We start from the raw sequence: 16066 nt of genomic DNA, 5'->3' as shown, positions 1-16066 counted from the left end.
CGCGGGACGCGCCTGGCGGGTCATCCGCATGCTGACAGCGAACACGCGGAGTCACGTCGTGCCCGCGCTGGGGCGGGCGTGCTCCATAGGATGGGAGCCATGACCCTTCCCGTGATCTCGACGACGACCGATCCGTTCCCCGGAAGCGACGCAGACGCGGCCGTGCTGGTCATCGCCGATCCGGAGAGCGCGCCTGAGTCGTTGGAAGGTTTCGAGGGCCTCGCCGCGGCACTGTCCGGTGTGGGCTTCCGCGATGCGGCGTCCTCGTTCACCCGCGTACACGTGCCCGCCGTGACGCCCCTGCCGTTCGCGGTGGTGAGCGTCGGCAAGGAGCCGAACGCCGCCGCCGTGCGTGACGCCGCGGCCACCGCCCTTCGCACGCTGACGGGCTTCCCGACCGTCTCCCTCTCCCTCGCCCCGGGTCTGGAGCAGTTCGCCGCCGCCGCGGCGGAGGGCGCGCTGCTCGGCGGGTACCGGTTCGAGGACTACAAGGCGCAGAAGAAGCCCTCGCGCGCAGATGCGGTCGTGCTGCACGCGGACGTCGCGGAGGACGACCTGGCACGGGCCCGCGTGATCGCGGAGGGCGTCGCCCTGGTGAAGGATCTGGTGTCGGTCCCGGCGGAATGGCAGAGCCCGGCCGAGCTCGCGCAGTCGGCGGTGGATGCCGTCGCCGAGCTGCCCGTGGACGTGACGGTGCTGGACGAGAAGCAGCTGGAGGAGCAGGGCTACGGCGGGATCCTCGGCGTCGGGCGCGGTTCCGATCGCCCGCCGCGTCTGGTGCGCCTGGAGTATTCCCCGGGCGACGCGCGGCGTCACATCGCCTTTGTCGGCAAGGGCATCACCTTCGACACGGGTGGTCTGTCGCTCAAGCCCGCCGCGAGCATGGTGGGCATGAAGTTCGACATGGCCGGCGCGGCGACCATCCTCGCCGCGACCCGCGCCATCGCGGCGCTGGAGTTGCCGGTGCGGGTGACGGCCTGGATGTGCATCGCCGACAACATGCCATCCGGGCGCGCCACGCGCCCCGGTGACGTGCTGCGGATGCTGGATGGCCAGACCGTCGAAGTGCTCAACACCGACGCCGAGGGCCGACTGGTGCTTGCGGACGGGCTGGTCGCCGCCAGCCGGGAACAGCCCGACGTCCTCATCGACGTCGCCACGCTGACCGGTGCGATCCTCGTCGCGCTCGGCAAGCGGCACACCGGCGTGATGGGCGAGGAGGCCGCGGTGCGCGAATATCTCGATGCGGCCGCGAGCGTGGACGAACCGGCCTGGCCGCTGCCGCTCCCCGAGTACATGGAGGAGTCGCTCGACTCCCAGATCGCGGACATGGTGAACGCCAACATGGGCGACCGTTCCGGCGGTTCCCTGTTCGCCGGGCTGTTCCTGCAGCGTTTCGTCGGACGCGCCGGGGACGCCGACGACGCCCCACGCATCCCCTGGGTGCATCTCGACATCGCCGGTTCGGCGGAACACACCGGTTCGCCGTACGGCTTCACCGAGAAGGGACCGACCGGCGCGACCGTCCGCTCGCTGGTCGCCTTCGCGCAGGCGTCCGTCAAGGAGGCATGATGGCCACGCACGAATTCGACCTCGTCATCCTCGGCGGCGGCAGCGGCGGCTACGCCGCGGCGCTGCGCGCCAGCGAGCTCGGTCGCAAGGTCGCGCTGATCGAGAAGGACAAGCTCGGCGGCACGTGCCTGCACCGCGGCTGCATCCCGACCAAGGCGCTGCTGCACGCCGCCGAGGTCGCCGATCACGTCCGCGACGCGGCGTCCGTCGGGGTGACCGCCACGTTCGAGGCGATCGACCCGGCCGGGGTGCGCAGGTACCGCGAGGGCATCGTCGCCAAGAAGCACAAGGGTCTCGAAGGTCTCATCAAGGCACGCGGCATCACCGTCGTGCAGGGCACCGGCCGACTCGACCCAGACCGCTCGGTCGTGGTCGGCGACGACCGCTACGTCGGGGCCGACATCGTGCTGGCGACGGGCTCGTACAGCCGCTCCCTGCCCGGGCTCGAGATCGGCGGACGCGTCATCACCAGCGAGCAGGCGCTCGCCCTCGACGAGGTGCCACAGCGCGTCATCGTCCTGGGCGGAGGCGTGATCGGCGTCGAGTTCGCCAGCGTGTGGCGATCGTTCGGCGCCGAGGTAACGATCGTCGAGGCGCTGCCGCACCTCGTCCCCAACGAGGACATCGCCCTCAGCAAGGGGTTGGAGCGCGCCTTCCGCCGCCGCGGCATCGCCTACTCCCTCGGCACCCGGTTCCAGGCGGCCGAGCAGGATGCCGACCAGGTGACCGTCACACTCGAGGACGGCACCACCGTCACCGGCGACTACCTGCTGGTCGCGGTCGGTCGCGGCCCCGCCACCGCCGACCTCGGCTTCGCAGAGGCGGGCGTCCGGCTCGATCGCGGTTTCGTGGTGGTCGACGAGCAGTTGCGAACCGGGGTGCCCGGCGTGTGGGCGGTCGGCGACATCGTCCCCGGGCTGCAGCTCGCGCACCGCGGCTTCCTGCAGGGAATCGCGGTGGCTGAGCGCATCGCCGGCATGACCGTCGCACCCCTCCCCGAGACGCAGATCCCACGGGTGACGTACTGCAGCCCGGAGGTCGCGTCGGTCGGTATCACCGAGGAGGCGGCGGTCGCCGCTCACGGAGCGGATGCCGTCGTCGCGTACGACTACAACTTGGCCGGCAACGGCAAGAGCGAGATCATCGGCACGGGCGGCACCGTCAAGGTCGTTCGGCTGAAGGACGGACCCGTTCTCGGCGTCCACCTGCTCGGTGATCGGGTGGGCGAACTCATCACGGAGGGCCAGCTGGCCGTCTCGTGGGAGGCGCACCCCGAGGACCTGGCCCCGCTCATCCATGCGCACCCCACACAGAGTGAGGCGCTCGGCGAGGCATTTCTCGCCCTCGCCGGAAAACCGCTCCACGCACTCTGATCCGTAACAACTGACGCCCAGGTCACTAAGCTGAAGGCGTCACAGATTTCAAAGGAGACTCCGTCATGAGCACACCCGTGGTCCTCCCCGCTCTCGGTGAGAGCGTCACAGAGGGTACGGTCACCCGCTGGCTGAAGCAGGTCGGCGACACCGTTCAGGCGGATGAAGGCCTGCTCGAGATCTCGACCGACAAGGTCGACACCGAGATCCCCTCCCCCGTCAGCGGCGTGATCGAGGAGATCCTCGTCGGTGAGGACGAGACCGTCGAGGTCGGTGCGCTCCTCGCGCGCATCGGCGACGGCAGCGGTGCTGGAGGCAGCGGCGACGCGCCCGCGGCAGCGGCACCCGCCGCGGAGCAGACCGCGCAGCCCGAACAGGCGGCACAGCCCGAACAGGCGGCACAGCCCGAGGCTGCGCCCCAAGCCGCAGCGCCCGCGGCCGCGCCGGCGGAAGCGGCACCGGCTCAGCAGGCGCCCGCGGCGTCCGGAGACGCGACCGATGTCGTGCTGCCCGAGCTCGGCGAGAGCGTGACCGAGGGTACGGTCACCCGTTGGCTGAAGCAGGTCGGCGACGAGGTCGCCGTCGACGAGGCACTGCTTGAGATCTCGACGGACAAGGTCGACACCGAGATCCCGTCGCCGGTCGCCGGCACTCTGCAGGAGATCCTGGCGGCCGAGGACGAGACCGTCGCCGTGGGCGCCGTCCTGGCGCGTATCGGGTCGGGTGCCCCCGCTCCCGCACCGCAGGAGGCCCCCGCCGCCCCGGCTCAGGAGGCCCCCGCCCAGCCCGCGGTTCCCACGCCGCAGGAGGCCCAGCCCGCTGCTCCGGCTCCGGCACCGCAGGCAGCTCCGGCACCGCAGGCAGCTCCTGCCCCCGCGGCACCGGCCCCCGCCCAGTCGGCGGCACCGCAGCAGGCCGCCCCGGCCGAGCCGACCTCCGACTCCGACACCCTGTACGTCACCCCGCTGGTGCGCCGCCTGGCCAGCCAGCAGGGCGTCGACCTGGCATCCGTCAAGGGCACCGGCGTCGGAGGCCGCATCCGCAAGGAGGACGTGCTGAAGGCGGCGGAGGCCAAGGGCCAGGCACCGGCGGCTGCCCCAGCCGCCCCGGCAGCGAAGCCGCTCGAGGTCTCCCCGCTACGCGGCACCACCCAGTCGATGTCGCGTCTGCGCAAGGTCGTCGCCGAGCGTGCCGTCGCCTCGCTGCAGCAGACCGCTCAGCTGACGACGTTCGTCGAGGTGGACGTCACCAAGCTGTCGGCCTACCGTGAGCAGGTGAAGGGCGAGTTCCAGCAGAAGACCGGCAACAAGCTGTCCTTCCTGCCGTTCTTCACCCTCGCCGCCGCGGAGGCGCTGCAGGCCTTCCCGATCATCAACTCGACGGTCGACGGCGACAAGATCGTGTACCCGGAGACCGAGAACATCTCGATCGCGGTGGACACCGAGCGCGGCCTGCTGACCCCGGTCGTCCGCGATGCCGGGTCGAAGAACCTCGCTCAGCTCGCGCACGACATCGCCGATCTGGCGACCCGCACCCGCGACAACAAGCTGAAGCCGGATGAGCTGGCCGGTGGCACGTTCACCGTCACCAACACCGGTTCGCGCGGCGCGCTGTTCGACACCCCGCTGGTGTTCCTGCCGCAGTCGGCGATCCTCGGCACCGGCACGGTGTTCAAGCGTCCGGGTGTCGTCACGGTGGACGGTGTGGACGCGATCGCGATCCGCTCGTACGTCTACCTGGCACTGTCGTACGACCACCGCACGATCGACGGCGCCGACGCCGCGCGCTTCCTCGGCGCCATGAAGGCCCGTCTCGAGGCGGCGGACTTCGCCGCCCAGCTGGGGATCTGACCGCTCACCCCTCACCGGATGGCTGGTCCGCGACGTCGTACACGTCGCGGACCAGCCATCCGTCGCCTTGGCGCTCGAGCACCAGCATCTGCTCGCCGCGCGTGCCGGCGGCACCCAGCTTGAGCACCGCGAGGTCGCCGTAGTCCTCCACCGGCTCGACCCCGCGCACGGCATCCGCACCGGTCAGGCGCGCCATGACCGCATCGGCCGCGCCCGCCGCGATCGACCCGGCGCACGCGCGGTCGCCGTCTTCCAAGCAGGCGGCGATCTCCACCAGCAGGTGTTCGGCGGCGCGGACGACGTCTTGCGGCTCCGGTGGGCTGTCCGCGGCGTCGGAGCCCTGCGGGTCGGGGCCGCCCGGCGTGGTGGGCGCGGGCTTCGTCGCGTTCTCCGGGGCACCCGCCGACGGCATCCGCTCCGTCGCATCGGGCTCGACCGCCCCTGAGTCCTCGCCACCGACCGGCCAGAGCAGCCCGCCGAGCAGCACGGCACCCGCGGCGGCCCCACCGACGGCGAGCATTCGTGCGCGCCGTGGACGCGCGGGCGGTGCCGGCTCGCCGGGCCCACCCGCATGCGGTCCGCCGCCCGTCAGCCGGCGCAGCATCCGTGCGCGGACCTCGTCGAGCCACGCGTCGCATCGCTCCCGCAACCGATCGACGACGCTCGTCACGCGCGCGGCGGCCGGCAGCGGCGCCGATGAGGGGCGGGCGCGGCGGGCGGCCCCCGTGCGCTGCTCGGTGACCCGGAGGGCGTCCTGCGGGAGCACCGCGCGATGCACGGGGATGTCGCTCACCCGTTCCGGCGCGAACACCTCACGCTCCAGGGCGCGGGGCGCGGCGAGCTCGCTCAACTCGCTCTCCCAGCGGGCGAGGCTGCGCGCGACAACCCGCGGATCGTCCGGCATCCGCTCGATCTCACCCAGCACCCGCTGCATGGCGCGATCCGTGCACTCCTCACGCAGTCGCGCGACGACCTCGCGGGTCGCTGCGATGCATCCAGCGCCCTCGCCCGGTACGAACAGTGGTCGAGCGTCGTCGGCCAGCCACCAGGATCCGGTCAGCGGGTCGTCGCCCGCTTCCTCGACCGCGCGGAGCATGCTGCCGGTCAGGGTGACGATCTCGCCCGCCGCGAGCGGGCGCCCCGCTGCGATTCGGCGGCCGAGGAACGCATCGACCCGGTCCGGGCACCACGGCAGCAGCACGTCGTGCCCGTCCACGCGGCGGACGAGGTCGCGGACGCCGGCGATGTGCTCGGCACCGGCATAACGCCACAGCGCGGCATCCGCCTCCGATGCGTCGACGCGCACCCGCACCGCCTCACCTGCCACGACCAGCGCGCCGGCGAAGGCGGATTCGTGCGCCTCCACCCGGCGGATGGCGCGGTGCGCGCCTGGGACGAGTGTCGTGCTGGCATCCATGTCGTCCATCTGAGCGCATCCCGCGACGAGGGAGCGGGCCGAGGGCAGCGTTGGGGACAACTCTGCGCCCGCGTGCGGATGTGCAGGGCGATCGGAGGCCCGCGACTCGGTAGGCTGGAGGTATGGCAAAGCGTGCTCCCGAACCCGAGAAGCGTCCGGGTTTCTTCTCACAGATCCGTTCGCTGTTCCGGTTCACGCGTGAGGTGTACAGCTGGCTGCCCTGGGCGCAGATCGCGATTCTCATCGGCGGCGTGCTGATCGGTCTCATCATCGGTCTGCTGCTCGGTCAGACCGGCGTGCTGCCGCTGATCCTCTGGGGCATCACCGGTCTCATGATCGGCATCCTCGGCGCGATGTTCCTGATGACGCGCCTGTCCACCAAGGCGATGTACGCCAAGATCGACGGCATGCCCGGCGCCTCGGGCCACGTGCTGAGCACGAGCCTCGGCCGCAGCTGGCAGGCCGCCGACACCCCGGTGGGCATCAACCCGAAGACGCAGGAGGCGGTGTACCGCGCCGTGGGTCGCGGCGGCATCGTCGTCGTCGGCGAGGGCAGCCGCGGCCGTCTCACCCGCCTGGTGAACGAGGAGCGCGTGAAGGCGCAGCGCGTCGCGCACGGCGTGCCGGTCACGGTGCTCTACGTCGGTCACGGCGAGGACGAGGTGCCGATCGCCGATCTCGCCAAGACCATCAAGAAGCTTCCCAAGGCGATCGACAAGGCGACGATGGCGGCCGTCATCCGCCGCCTGGAGTCGGTGTCGCAGTCGCTGTCGTCGCTGCCGATCCCGAAGGGGATCGACCCGACCAAGGTGCGGGCGCAGCGCCCGCGCTGATCACGCTCTGCACGAATGAGAGGAGCCGCTCCCCCGATCGGGAGCGGCTCCTCTCATTTCTCATTCGCCCAGCGGCTCTTTCGGGAGCCGGCGCACCTTGGCGCGGCGTCGACGGCGCTCGGGGATCATGGAGCGCATCTCCTCCAGCTTCCCGAAGCACAACAGCCGGTCCTCCGCCTCGAGGACGACGTGCTTGCGCGGGTTCGGGATCACACTCACGCCCCGGTGCAGCGTCAGCACCGTCACGTCGCGCTCCCAGAGCCCGAGGTCGCCCAGCTTCATGCCGACCTGCTCGGCGCCGGCGTGCACGAGCAGCTCGGCCACGCCGTACCCGGTCGAGACGCTCAGCCGCTGGCGGATGTCGATCTCGGGGAACGCGACCTGCCCCGCGATGTAGTCGATGATCGCGCCGGCGACGTCGAGCTTGGTGGCCGTCTCGATGCCCTGCAAGCCCGGCGACGAGTTCACCTCCATGACGAGCGGGCCCTCATCGCCCTCCAGCATGTCCACACCCGCGACCCGCAAGCCCATGATCTGCGCCGAGCGCACCGCCGTCTGCTCGTACACCGGGTCGAGGGTGACCGGCTCGACGCGCCCGCCGCGGTGCACGTTGGAGCGGAACTCGTCGCCGTCGGCGACGCGACGCATGGCGGCGACGACGCGGTCGCCGACCACGAGCGCGCGGATGTCCCGCCCGCGGCTCTCGGCGATGAATTTCTGGATCAGCACGTTCTGCTTGGTGGAGTGCAAGGTCTCGATGATCGCCTCGGCGACCTTCACCTGCGGCGCGAGGATCACGCCGATGCCCTGGGTGCCCTCCAGCAGCTTGATGACGACCGGCGCTCCGCCGACCCGCTCGATCGCGGGTCGCACGTCGGCGCGGTTGCGCACGAACGCGGTCGCCGGCATCGCGATGTTGTGCCGGGACAGGATCTGGTTCGCCCGCAGCTTGTCACGCGCACTCGTGATGCCGTTCGCGGTGTTCGGCGTGTACACGTCCATCTGCTCGAACTGGCGTACCACGGCGGTGCCGAAGTACGTGATCGAGTTGCCGATCCGCGGCAGGATCGCGTCGTAGTCGCTCAGCTGCCGCCCCCGGTAGAACAGGTCTGGCGCGTCCGCCGTCAGGTCGATCGCGAACCGCAGCGTGTTCAGCACTTTCACGTTGTGGCCCCGCTGCTGCGCTGCGGCGCGAAGGCGCTGCGTCGAGTAGGCCTGCGGTGCGCGTGAGAGGACGGCGATCTTCACAGAGGTTTCCTGCCAGGATGTAGGGGTGGGTCGGTCCTCTCATTCAAACACGCTGACAGGGTGGCGTGAGTGGGTCGCGCTGCCCGACCTCCGCATCGACTGGATCAAGGCGAAGATAGACACCGGTGCCCGCACCTCCTCGCTGCACGCCTACGACCTGCAGGAGTTCGAACGTGAGGGCGAGCAGTGGGTGCGCTTCACGGTGCGGCCGTGGCAGGACAGTCAGGCGGATGCCGTCGTCGCCGAGCTGCCGGTGCACGACCGGCGCGCCGTGCGCAGCTCGTCGGGTCACGCGCAGGAGCGGATCGTCGTGCAGTTGATGATCCGGCTCGTCGACCGCGAAGTGCTCGCCGAGGTCACCCTCAGCAACCGCGACGAGATGGGATTCCGGATGCTGATCGGGCGCGAAGCACTGCGTCGCGGATTCGTCGTCGACCCCGCACGCTCGTTCCTCGGCGGGCGCGCTCCGAGAGAGATGCGCAGGCGCAACCGCGGCAAGGAGTAGTCAGCCGCGCAGCAGCAGCGTGCCGGCCGCCTTGTCGTGCAGGCCGCGCTGATCGGCATCCCAGATCACCGCGGGGATGACGAGGATCAGCAGCAGCGTGCGCACGAGCGGACGCCACAGACCCACCCAACCACCGCCCTGCCGCACCACCCGCAGGCCGAGGATGCGGTGGCCGGGGCTGCCACCGGCCGTGGGGATGAACACGACCTGCACGGCCGCGAAGATGAGCAGGGTGGCCATCGCGTCGTAGCGGAAGAACGCCATGGAGATGATCACCGCGGCGCCCCAGTCGATCACGAGCGCGGCCAGACGTCGGCCCACCCGGGCGATGCTGCGCGGCCCCTCCGAGGGAAGTCCGAGTCTCACTCCGGGGTAGTCATTGGCGGGATCCGTCACCCGTTCAGCCTACCGACGGCGCGTAACATGCCCGAAACACGACGGACACCGCCGGGAAACGGCGCGGCCGTAGCCTGCGTAAGGTTGCAGTGAACCGATACCCGATCAGGAGTCGTTACATGTTCAAAGATCCCGCAGAGGTGCTGAGCTACATCAAGGACGAGGGCGTCAAGTTCCTCGACATCCGCTTCACCGACCTGCCCGGTGTCCAGCAGCACTTCAACATCCCGGCATCCGCCGTCGACGAGGACTTCTTCCGCGACGGCCAGCTGTTCGACGGATCGTCGATCCGCGGGTTCGCGAGCATCCACGAGTCGGACATGCAGCTCATCCCGGATGTGACCACGGCGTACCTGGACCCGTTCCGTGCCGAGAAGACGCTGATCATGGTCTTCGACATCTACAACCCGCGCACCGGCGAGATCTACTCGAAGGACCCGCGCCAGGTCGCCAAGAAGGCAGAGAAGTACCTCGCATCGACCGGCATCGCCGACACCGCGTTCTTCGCCCCCGAGGCGGAGTTCTACATCTTCGACGACGTGCGCTACGAGGTCACCGCTGGTAAGAGCTTCTACGCGGTGGACTCCGAGGAGGCGGCGTGGAACTCCGGCCGCAAGGAGGAGGGCGGCAACCTCGGAAACAAGACGCCGTTCAAGGGCGGCTACTTCCCGGTGTCGCCGGTGGACAAGCAGGCCGACCTGCGTGACGACATCTGCCTGAAGCTGGCCGACGCCGGCCTCATCGTCGAGCGCTCGCACCACGAGGTGGGCACCGCCGGCCAGGCCGAGATCAACTACCGCTTCGACACCATGGTCCGCGCGGCCGACGACGTGCTGAAGTTCAAGTACATCGTCAAGAACACCGCCGAGGAGTGGGGCAAGACCGCCACGTTCATGCCGAAGCCGCTGTTCGGCGACAACGGCTCGGGCATGCACACCCACCAGTCCCTGTGGCTGGACGGCAAGCCACTGTTCTTCGACGAGACCGGTTACGCGCAGCTGAGCGACACCGCCCGCTGGTACATCGGCGGCCTGCTCAAGCACGCGCACGCCGTGCTGGCGTTCACCAACCCGACCCTCAACAGCTACCACCGTCTGGTGAAGCACTTCGAGGCGCCGGTGAACCTGGCCTACTCCGCCGGAAACCGCTCGGCCGCCGTGCGCATCCCGATGACCGGCTCCAACCCGAAGGCCAAGCGCATCGAGTTCCGCGTGCCCGACGCCTCCGGCAACCCCTACCTGGCGTTCGCCGTGCAGCTGATGGCGGGTCTGGACGGCATCAAGAACCGCATCGAGCCGATGGAGCCGATCGACAAGGACCTGTACGAGCTGCCGCCGGAGGAGGCGAAGAACATCCCGCAGGTGCCGAACTCCCTGCTGGACTCGCTCGAGGCGCTCCGCAACGACCACGACTTCCTGCTCGAGGGCGGCGTGTTCACCAAGGAGCTGATCGACACCTGGATCGAGTACAAGTACAACAACGAGATCCTGCCGATGGCGCAGCGTCCGCACCCGTACGAGTACGAGCTGTACTACGGCGTGTGAGCCGCACCTGAACGACGAGGATCCCCGGTCTGCAGAGACCGGGGATCCTCGTCGTTCTGCGGGCGGTCAGGCCTCGGGTGACGTCACACCGTCGGCCGGCTGCATCCGTCGGCCGGATTCTCCCGCCGCCCACGACGCCAGGAGCCTCATCCGCTCCGCCGAGGCCGAGCCGGGCTCGGCGGTGTAGATCGTGACAGTCAGCCCCGGCTCGGACTCCATGGCCATGCCCTCGTAGGCGAGGGTCATCTCCCCCACGACCGGATGCCGGAACGTCTTGAAGCCCGTGCCGTGGTGGCGCACGTCGTGCGTGCCCCACAGCCGCCGGAACTCGGTGCTGCGGGTACTGAGCTCGCCGATCAAGTCGTGCAATTCCTTGTTGTGCGGGTCGCGTCCCGCCTCGGTGCGCAGGATGGCGACGGTGACCTCGGCGAACATGTCCCAGTCGGGGTAGAAGTCGTGCGCCCGCGCATCGAGGAACGTGAAGCGCGCGATGTTCGGCGGCTGCCCCGGCATGTCGTACACGTCGCGGTAGAAGGCGCGCGCCAGGGCGTTCGCGGCGAGGACGTCCATCCGTCCGTTGCGCACGAACGCCGGCCCGTCCGTGACGGCGTCCAGGATCCACTGCAGACTGGTGTGCGGCGTCCACGACCTGCTGCTGCGGCGCCGCGGCGGCCGGGCGACCGGGCTCGCCGCATGGGCCAGATCGAACAGGTGGGCGCGCTCGGCGTCGTCCAGGCGCAGCGCCCTCGCCAGGGCGTCGAGGATCTCGGGCGACGCGCCGCTGATCGCGCCGCGTTCGAGTTTCGTGTAGTACTCGACGCTGACCCCGGCGAGGGCCGCCACCTCGCTGCGACGCAGGCCCTGCACGCGCCGGTTCGACCCGATGGGCAGACCCACCTGGTCGGGGGTGACCCGGGCCCGGCGCGAGGTCAGGAACGCCCGCACTTCCGCTCGATTGTCCATCCCACCACCGTACGGCTCGCGTCGGCACGGAAGGAGGCCCCGGCAATACCCCCTTCCTCCGGGTCTCCCTCGTGCCGTCACAGCGTGCTTGGTTGGATGCTCCCCGAGAGTGGAGGATCCCCATGCGCGCTGTCATCATGCACGCCCCCGGCGACGTCCGGGTCGAGAACGTCGACCGGCCCGCGATCGTCGAGCCGACGGATGCCGTCATCCGCCTCACCGCCGCCTGCATCTGCGGGTCCGACCTGTGGCCGTACCGCGGCATCGAGCGCCTGCGTCGCCCGACGCGGATGGGCCACGAGTACCTCGGAGTCGTCGACGAGATCGGCGCCGACGTCCGCGATCTCGCTGTCGGCGATCTCGTGGTCGGCTCGTTCGTGGCATCCGACAACACCTGCGAGATCTGCGAGGCCGGCTACCAGTCCCGCTGCGTCCACCAGGTGATGATGGGGTCCATCGGAACGCAGGCCGACTACGCCCGCATCCCGCTCGCCGACGGCACGCTGGTGAAGGTGCCCGGTGAGCCGACGCCCGCCCAGGCCCGCAGCCTGCTGGCCGCATCCGATGTTCTCGGCACAGGCTGGTTCGCGGCCGTCGCCGCTGAGGCGGGACCGGGCAGGACGGTCGCTGTCGTCGGCGACGGCGCCGTGGGTCTGCTCGGCATTCTTGCCGCGCGCAGGCTCGGTGCTGAGCGGATCATCGCCATGTCCCGTCACGCGGACCGTCAGGCGCTCGCCCGAAGGTTCGGCGCCACCGACATCGTGGAGGAGCGCGGCGAGGCGGGCGTCCAGCGCATCAAGGAGCTCACCGGCGGGTACGGCGCGCACAGCACGATCGAGGCTGTCGGCACCCAAGAGGCGATGGAGCAGGCGATCCACGTCACCCGCCCCGGCGGTCATGTCGGATTCGTCGGCGTCTCGCACGGCGTGCAGCTCGACGGTCTCGACCTGTTCTTCTCCAGCGTGCACCTGCACGGCGGACCAGCACCGGTTCGACGATTCCTGCCCGAGCTGATCGACCTGATCATGACGGACCAGATCGATCCGGGTGTGGTCTTCGATCTCGAGTTGCCCATCGAGGACGCCGCGGAGGGGTACCGGGCGATGGACGAGCGTCGGGCCACCAAGGTCCTTCTCACGGTGTGACGCCGCGCATGGCCTCCCCCACGACCAGCCCGCCCGTCGGCCGCGCGCTGGCGACGCTGCTCATGCTGCTGACCGTGTTCGGTCCGATCTCGATGGACCTCTACCTGCCGGTGCTCCCCGCTCTGACCGCAGAACTCGGCGCGTCGACTCCCGCCGCGCAGCTCACCCTCACGGCATGTCTGATCGGCCTCGCCGCGGGCCAGGTCATCGCGGGACCCCTGTCCGACCGTTTCGGACGCCGCACACCGCTGCTCATCGGGATCGCCACGTACGCCGCGGCCTCCGCGCTGTGCGCGATCAGCCCGACGGTCGAGACGCTCGTGATCGCCAGGCTCGTGCAGGGACTCGCCGGCGCGGTCGGCATCGTGATCGCGCAGGCGGCCGGTCGAGACGTCTACGAGGGGCCAGCGCTGATCCGGTACTACGGGAGGCTCACCGTGCTGGGCGGACTCGCGGCGATCGTCGGGCCGGTGATCGGCGGTCAACTGGCGCGACTCAGCGACTGGCGCGGGCTGTTCCTGTTCCTCGCCGGCATCGGCACCGCGCTGCTGCTCGCCTCGGCGGCGCTGTTCCGGGAGACCCTGCCGTCGAAGTCCCGCACGTCCGGCGGGCTGGTGCAGTCGGCGCTCGACATCCGGACACTCCTCACCGACCGGCTGTTCGTCGGGGCCGTGCTCATCTGTGGCTTCACGTACGCGGCGCTGTTCGCGTACCTGTCCGGCGCGACATACCTACTGCAGGAGACGTACGGACTCAGCCCGCAGGGGTACTCGGTCGCGTTCGCCGCCAACTCCGCCGGGTTCATGCTCTTCGGTTTCCTCGGCGGCCGCAGCGCCGAGCACTGGTCTGAGCGCGGCACGCTGATCGTCGGTGTGACGATCAGCGGTCTCGGCGCGCTCGGACTGCTGGCCACCGGACTGCTCGGACTGCCGCTCGTCGTCGTGCTGGCGTCGCTCTTCGCACTGGCGTCCGGGGTCGCCTTCGCGTCGCCGCCGACCACCTCTCTCGCTCTCGCCGACTACCCCCAGCTGGCCGGAACGGCGTCGTCCGTGCTCGGCCTGGCACGGTTCGGCCTGGGCGGGATCGCTGCTCCGCTCGTCGGCCTCGACGGGTCCGGGGCGGTGCTTCCGCTCGGTATCGTGACCGTCACGTCGCTTCTGCTGGCAGCCGCCGCCCTGGCCGCGTTCGTCGGTCGCGAACCCCGACGGCATCCGGTCGATCCGGCGGTGCGGCTGTCGACCGACACCATCCGCGTCGTCACGAGCGAGTGACTCTCAGAAGGGAGAGAAGATGAGGTACACACGCAGCAGCACGGCCACGGGGATCGGGCCCAGTCGGCGGTCGGCTGCGCTCATGTGCGGTTCGCGCCGGGAGCGCGGACCGCGTGGCACACCCATCCCCGAGGGCAGACGCTCTACGTCACGGACGGCGTCGGACTCGTCGCGCGCCGTGGAGGCGAGATGCAGGAGATCCGTCCCGGAGACAGCGTGTACATCGAGCCCGGCGAGGAGCACTGGCATGGCGCGACGTCCGAGCGCTTCATGGCGCACGTCGCGATCCAGGAGGCCGACGACGAGGGCCAGGTCGTCACCTGGCTCGAGCACGTCACGGACGAGGAGTACACCGCCTCCTGACCGGGAGACGGCCCGAGACAAAACTTGAGCCGAATTGGCTCAATCCTGGGAATGCGGGATGCCGGCGCGCTGTTGACCACGGTGGACGAACCACGACGAAGAGGACGGAGGTGAGAACCATGACACTGCCCGTGCCACGATCCGGAGGCAGCGCCCCCGAGCGCTGGGATCCGTTCCGTGAGATCGAGGACCTCTACACCCAGATGGGCCGCTGGATGGACTCGACCTTCGGACGCTCCGACGCGTCGATGAGCGGATGGTCACCCCTCGCCGACGTGTCGGAGACCGAGGACGCCTACACGGTCGAGGTGGAGTTGCCGGGTGTGAAGCGCGACGACATCAACATCGAACTGTCCGGCGCGGATCTGATCGTATCCGGAGAGCTCAAGGAGAGGGAGCGCGAGGGCCTGTTCCGGCATCGCACACGGCGCACCGGCCGCTTCCACTACCGGGTGCACCTGCCCGACGCCGTCGACGCAGACGGCGTGAAGGCCACCCTGGACGAGGGCGTGCTGAGCGTCCGCGTGCCCAAGAGCGAGGCGGCCAAGCCGCGGCGCATCGCGATCGAGGGCGCCTGACCCCACTGCCATCGAGGCCTCGGCCGAACCGGCCGGGGCCTCAGCAGTGCACCGGCACGGCACCGGGCTGGATGCGCACCTCGAGCGTGGAGACCTCACCGGCCTCTTCGCCGTCGATCTCGAACGGTACGGGGACGTCCAGCGACACGCTGACCGTCTCCGCCGTCAGGTGGCGAGCCGAATCCGTGCTCACCGCGTCGCCCGCGCCACCCAGGATCCGCCTCAGGCCGTTGTCCCACACCACGGAACGGACGGTCTGCATCCACTCCAAGGCGTTCTCCGCGCTGACCAGCAGCAGGTCGAGGCGGCCGTCGTCCGGTTCGGCATCCGGAAGCAGCGTCACACCGCCTTGGATCATGCCGCAGTTGCCGATCAGCAGGGTGTGACCGGTGGCACGTTCGAGGTCTCCGCCGTCGACCGTGAGATCGAACTCGACGGTCTCCGCGGCGGTCACGGCGCGCCCCATCGCCTCGACGTACGCCAGCCAACCGGCCTTGTCCTTCAGATCGTCGTCGGTCTCGGCGAGCATGTGCGCGTCGAGACCGAATCCGATCATCACCAGGAAGCCGGTCTCCTCGTCCTGCTGATCTGCGCGCACCCACCCCATGTCGATGCGGCGCGTCTCCCCCGCCGCGATCACCGCCAGTGCCTTCTGCATGTCGCCGAGCGGGATGCCGAGGTTCCGCGCCAGCAGGTTGCCGGTCCCCTGCGGCACGATGCCGAGCGTCGGGGTGCCCTTGCCCTGTCCCGCTGCCGACGAGACCACCTCCGCCACGGTGCGCACCGTGCCGTCGCCGCCGACGGCGATCACCGTCTCGCATCCCGCGAGCACCGCCTCCGCCGCCATCGCCCGGCCCGGATCCTCGGCCCGCGTCTCCCACCACATCACCTCGGTGTCGTCGCCGAACGAGGCCTCCACCGCTGCACGCAGCTCCTGCTCGGCGACCTTCGTCGGGTTCCACACGATGCCGATCTTCGTCATCTCTCGCTCATCCTCCTGCGTCGATA

At 70.1% G+C, this 16066-nt stretch carries 14 protein-coding genes and 1 pseudogene; 10 read left to right on the top strand and 5 right to left on the bottom strand.

Annotated elements, in window-relative coordinates:
* Nucleotides 1–99 precede the first annotated feature (99 nt).
* The 3 genes from RIF65_RS03950 to sucB all read left to right on the top strand — a co-directional run bounded on the left by RIF65_RS03950 (nt 100) and on the right by sucB (nt 4795).
* Entirely contained in the window at nt 100–1572 is a 1473-nt protein-coding gene (locus tag RIF65_RS03950; protein WP_309064335.1) for a leucyl aminopeptidase, read from the top strand.
* Entirely contained in the window at nt 1572–2945 is a 1374-nt protein-coding gene (lpdA, locus tag RIF65_RS03945; protein WP_309064336.1) for a dihydrolipoyl dehydrogenase, read from the top strand. Before RIF65_RS03950 ends, lpdA begins: the two co-directional genes overlap by 1 nt.
* A 65-nt stretch (nt 2946–3010) precedes the next feature.
* Nucleotides 3011–4795 (top strand): 2-oxoglutarate dehydrogenase, E2 component, dihydrolipoamide succinyltransferase, encoded by a 1785-nt coding sequence (gene sucB, locus RIF65_RS03940; protein WP_309064337.1) that lies wholly within the window; start codon nt 3011–3013, stop codon nt 4793–4795.
* A gap of 4 nt (nt 4796–4799) precedes the next feature.
* On the opposite strand, the gene RIF65_RS03935 is transcribed toward sucB, so the two are convergent.
* A complete protein-coding gene (locus RIF65_RS03935; RefSeq protein ID WP_309064338.1) occupies nt 4800–6212 on the bottom strand; it encodes a hypothetical protein in 1413 nt (470 codons plus the stop codon).
* Between the two features lie 122 nt (nt 6213–6334).
* On the opposite strand from RIF65_RS03935, the gene RIF65_RS03930 reads away from it, so the two are divergent.
* Nucleotides 6335–7045, top strand: coding sequence for a DUF4191 family protein (locus tag RIF65_RS03930; RefSeq protein ID WP_309064339.1), 711 nt, complete (start codon nt 6335–6337; stop codon nt 7043–7045).
* 60 nt (nt 7046–7105) lie between these two features.
* On the opposite strand, the gene RIF65_RS03925 is transcribed toward RIF65_RS03930, so the two are convergent.
* On the bottom strand, nt 7106–8293 hold the full coding sequence (locus tag RIF65_RS03925; RefSeq protein ID WP_309064340.1) for a RimK family alpha-L-glutamate ligase: 1188 nt from the start codon (nt 8291–8293) through the stop codon (nt 7106–7108).
* Between the two features lie 25 nt (nt 8294–8318).
* Between RIF65_RS03925 and RIF65_RS03920 the strand changes: the two genes are divergently transcribed.
* Nucleotides 8319–8798 (top strand): ATP-dependent zinc protease family protein, encoded by a 480-nt coding sequence (locus RIF65_RS03920; RefSeq protein ID WP_309064341.1) that lies wholly within the window; start codon nt 8319–8321, stop codon nt 8796–8798.
* On the opposite strand, the gene RIF65_RS03915 is transcribed toward RIF65_RS03920, so the two are convergent.
* Nucleotides 8799–9194 carry an RDD family protein gene (locus tag RIF65_RS03915; RefSeq protein WP_309064342.1) on the bottom strand — a complete coding sequence of 132 codons (396 nt, stop codon included), beginning with the start codon at nt 9192–9194 and terminating at the stop codon, nt 8799–8801. It lies immediately after the preceding gene.
* Between the two features lie 119 nt (nt 9195–9313).
* On the opposite strand from RIF65_RS03915, the gene glnA reads away from it, so the two are divergent.
* Nucleotides 9314–10738 (top strand): type I glutamate--ammonia ligase, encoded by a 1425-nt coding sequence (glnA, locus tag RIF65_RS03910; RefSeq protein ID WP_309064343.1) that lies wholly within the window; start codon nt 9314–9316, stop codon nt 10736–10738.
* Between the two features lie 66 nt (nt 10739–10804).
* On the opposite strand, the gene RIF65_RS03905 is transcribed toward glnA, so the two are convergent.
* Nucleotides 10805–11701, bottom strand: a complete 897-nt coding sequence (locus RIF65_RS03905; RefSeq protein WP_309064344.1) for a helix-turn-helix transcriptional regulator — start codon at nt 11699–11701, stop codon at nt 10805–10807.
* Nucleotides 11702–11823: 122 nt separating this feature from the next.
* Between RIF65_RS03905 and RIF65_RS03900 the strand changes: the two genes are divergently transcribed.
* From RIF65_RS03900 to RIF65_RS03885, 4 genes and pseudogenes are all read left to right on the top strand, one after another.
* Complete coding sequence (locus RIF65_RS03900; protein WP_309064345.1) at nt 11824–12846, top strand: zinc-dependent alcohol dehydrogenase family protein; 1023 nt, start codon at nt 11824–11826, stop codon at nt 12844–12846.
* Nucleotides 12847–12854: 8 nt separating this feature from the next.
* Nucleotides 12855–14117: a multidrug effflux MFS transporter gene (locus RIF65_RS03895; RefSeq protein ID WP_309064346.1), complete on the top strand. Its 1263-nt coding sequence runs from the start codon at nt 12855–12857 to the stop codon at nt 14115–14117.
* 60 nt (nt 14118–14177) lie between these two features.
* Nucleotides 14178–14480, top strand: a pseudogene (locus RIF65_RS03890) ((R)-mandelonitrile lyase); the annotation flags it as partial.
* A 119-nt stretch (nt 14481–14599) separates the two neighbouring features.
* On the top strand, nt 14600–15058 hold the full coding sequence (locus tag RIF65_RS03885) for an Hsp20/alpha crystallin family protein (RefSeq protein ID WP_309064347.1): 459 nt from the start codon (nt 14600–14602) through the stop codon (nt 15056–15058).
* Between the two features lie 40 nt (nt 15059–15098).
* Here RIF65_RS03885 and RIF65_RS03880 read toward each other — a convergent pair whose 3' ends face one another.
* Nucleotides 15099–16040, bottom strand: a complete 942-nt coding sequence (locus tag RIF65_RS03880) for a diacylglycerol/lipid kinase family protein (protein ID WP_309064348.1) — start codon at nt 16038–16040, stop codon at nt 15099–15101.
* Nucleotides 16041–16066: the final 26 nt, after the last annotated feature.

The sequence above is a fragment of the Microbacterium sp. genome, from assembly GCF_031180975.1.
Classification (GTDB): Bacteria; Actinomycetota; Actinomycetes; order Actinomycetales; family Microbacteriaceae; genus Microbacterium.
The sequence above is the reverse complement of the archived record's forward strand: the minus strand, read 5'-3'. Positions and strand labels throughout refer to the sequence as shown.

Bases quoted from the DNA above. Each gene is read 5' to 3' on its own strand.
- glnA (WP_309064343.1), top strand. From the start codon at position 9,314: ATGTTCAAAGATCCCGCAGAGGTGCTGAGCTACATCAAGGACGAGGGC.
- RIF65_RS03880 (WP_309064348.1), bottom strand. From the start codon at position 16,040: ATGACGAAGATCGGCATCGTGTGGAACCCGACGAAGGTCGCCGAGCAG.
- RIF65_RS03900 (WP_309064345.1), top strand. From the start codon at position 11,824: ATGCGCGCTGTCATCATGCACGCCCCCGGCGACGTCCGGGTCGAGAAC.
- RIF65_RS03905 (WP_309064344.1), bottom strand. From the start codon at position 11,701: ATGGACAATCGAGCGGAAGTGCGGGCGTTCCTGACCTCGCGCCGGGCC.
- sucB (WP_309064337.1), top strand. From the start codon at position 3,011: ATGAGCACACCCGTGGTCCTCCCCGCTCTCGGTGAGAGCGTCACAGAG.
- RIF65_RS03895 (WP_309064346.1), top strand. From the start codon at position 12,855: ATGGCCTCCCCCACGACCAGCCCGCCCGTCGGCCGCGCGCTGGCGACG.
- RIF65_RS03930 (WP_309064339.1), top strand. From the start codon at position 6,335: ATGGCAAAGCGTGCTCCCGAACCCGAGAAGCGTCCGGGTTTCTTCTCA.
- RIF65_RS03885 (WP_309064347.1), top strand. From the start codon at position 14,600: ATGACACTGCCCGTGCCACGATCCGGAGGCAGCGCCCCCGAGCGCTGG.
- lpdA (WP_309064336.1), top strand. From the start codon at position 1,572: ATGGCCACGCACGAATTCGACCTCGTCATCCTCGGCGGCGGCAGCGGC.
- RIF65_RS03950 (WP_309064335.1), top strand. From the start codon at position 100: ATGACCCTTCCCGTGATCTCGACGACGACCGATCCGTTCCCCGGAAGC.
- RIF65_RS03935 (WP_309064338.1), bottom strand. From the start codon at position 6,212: ATGGATGCCAGCACGACACTCGTCCCAGGCGCGCACCGCGCCATCCGC.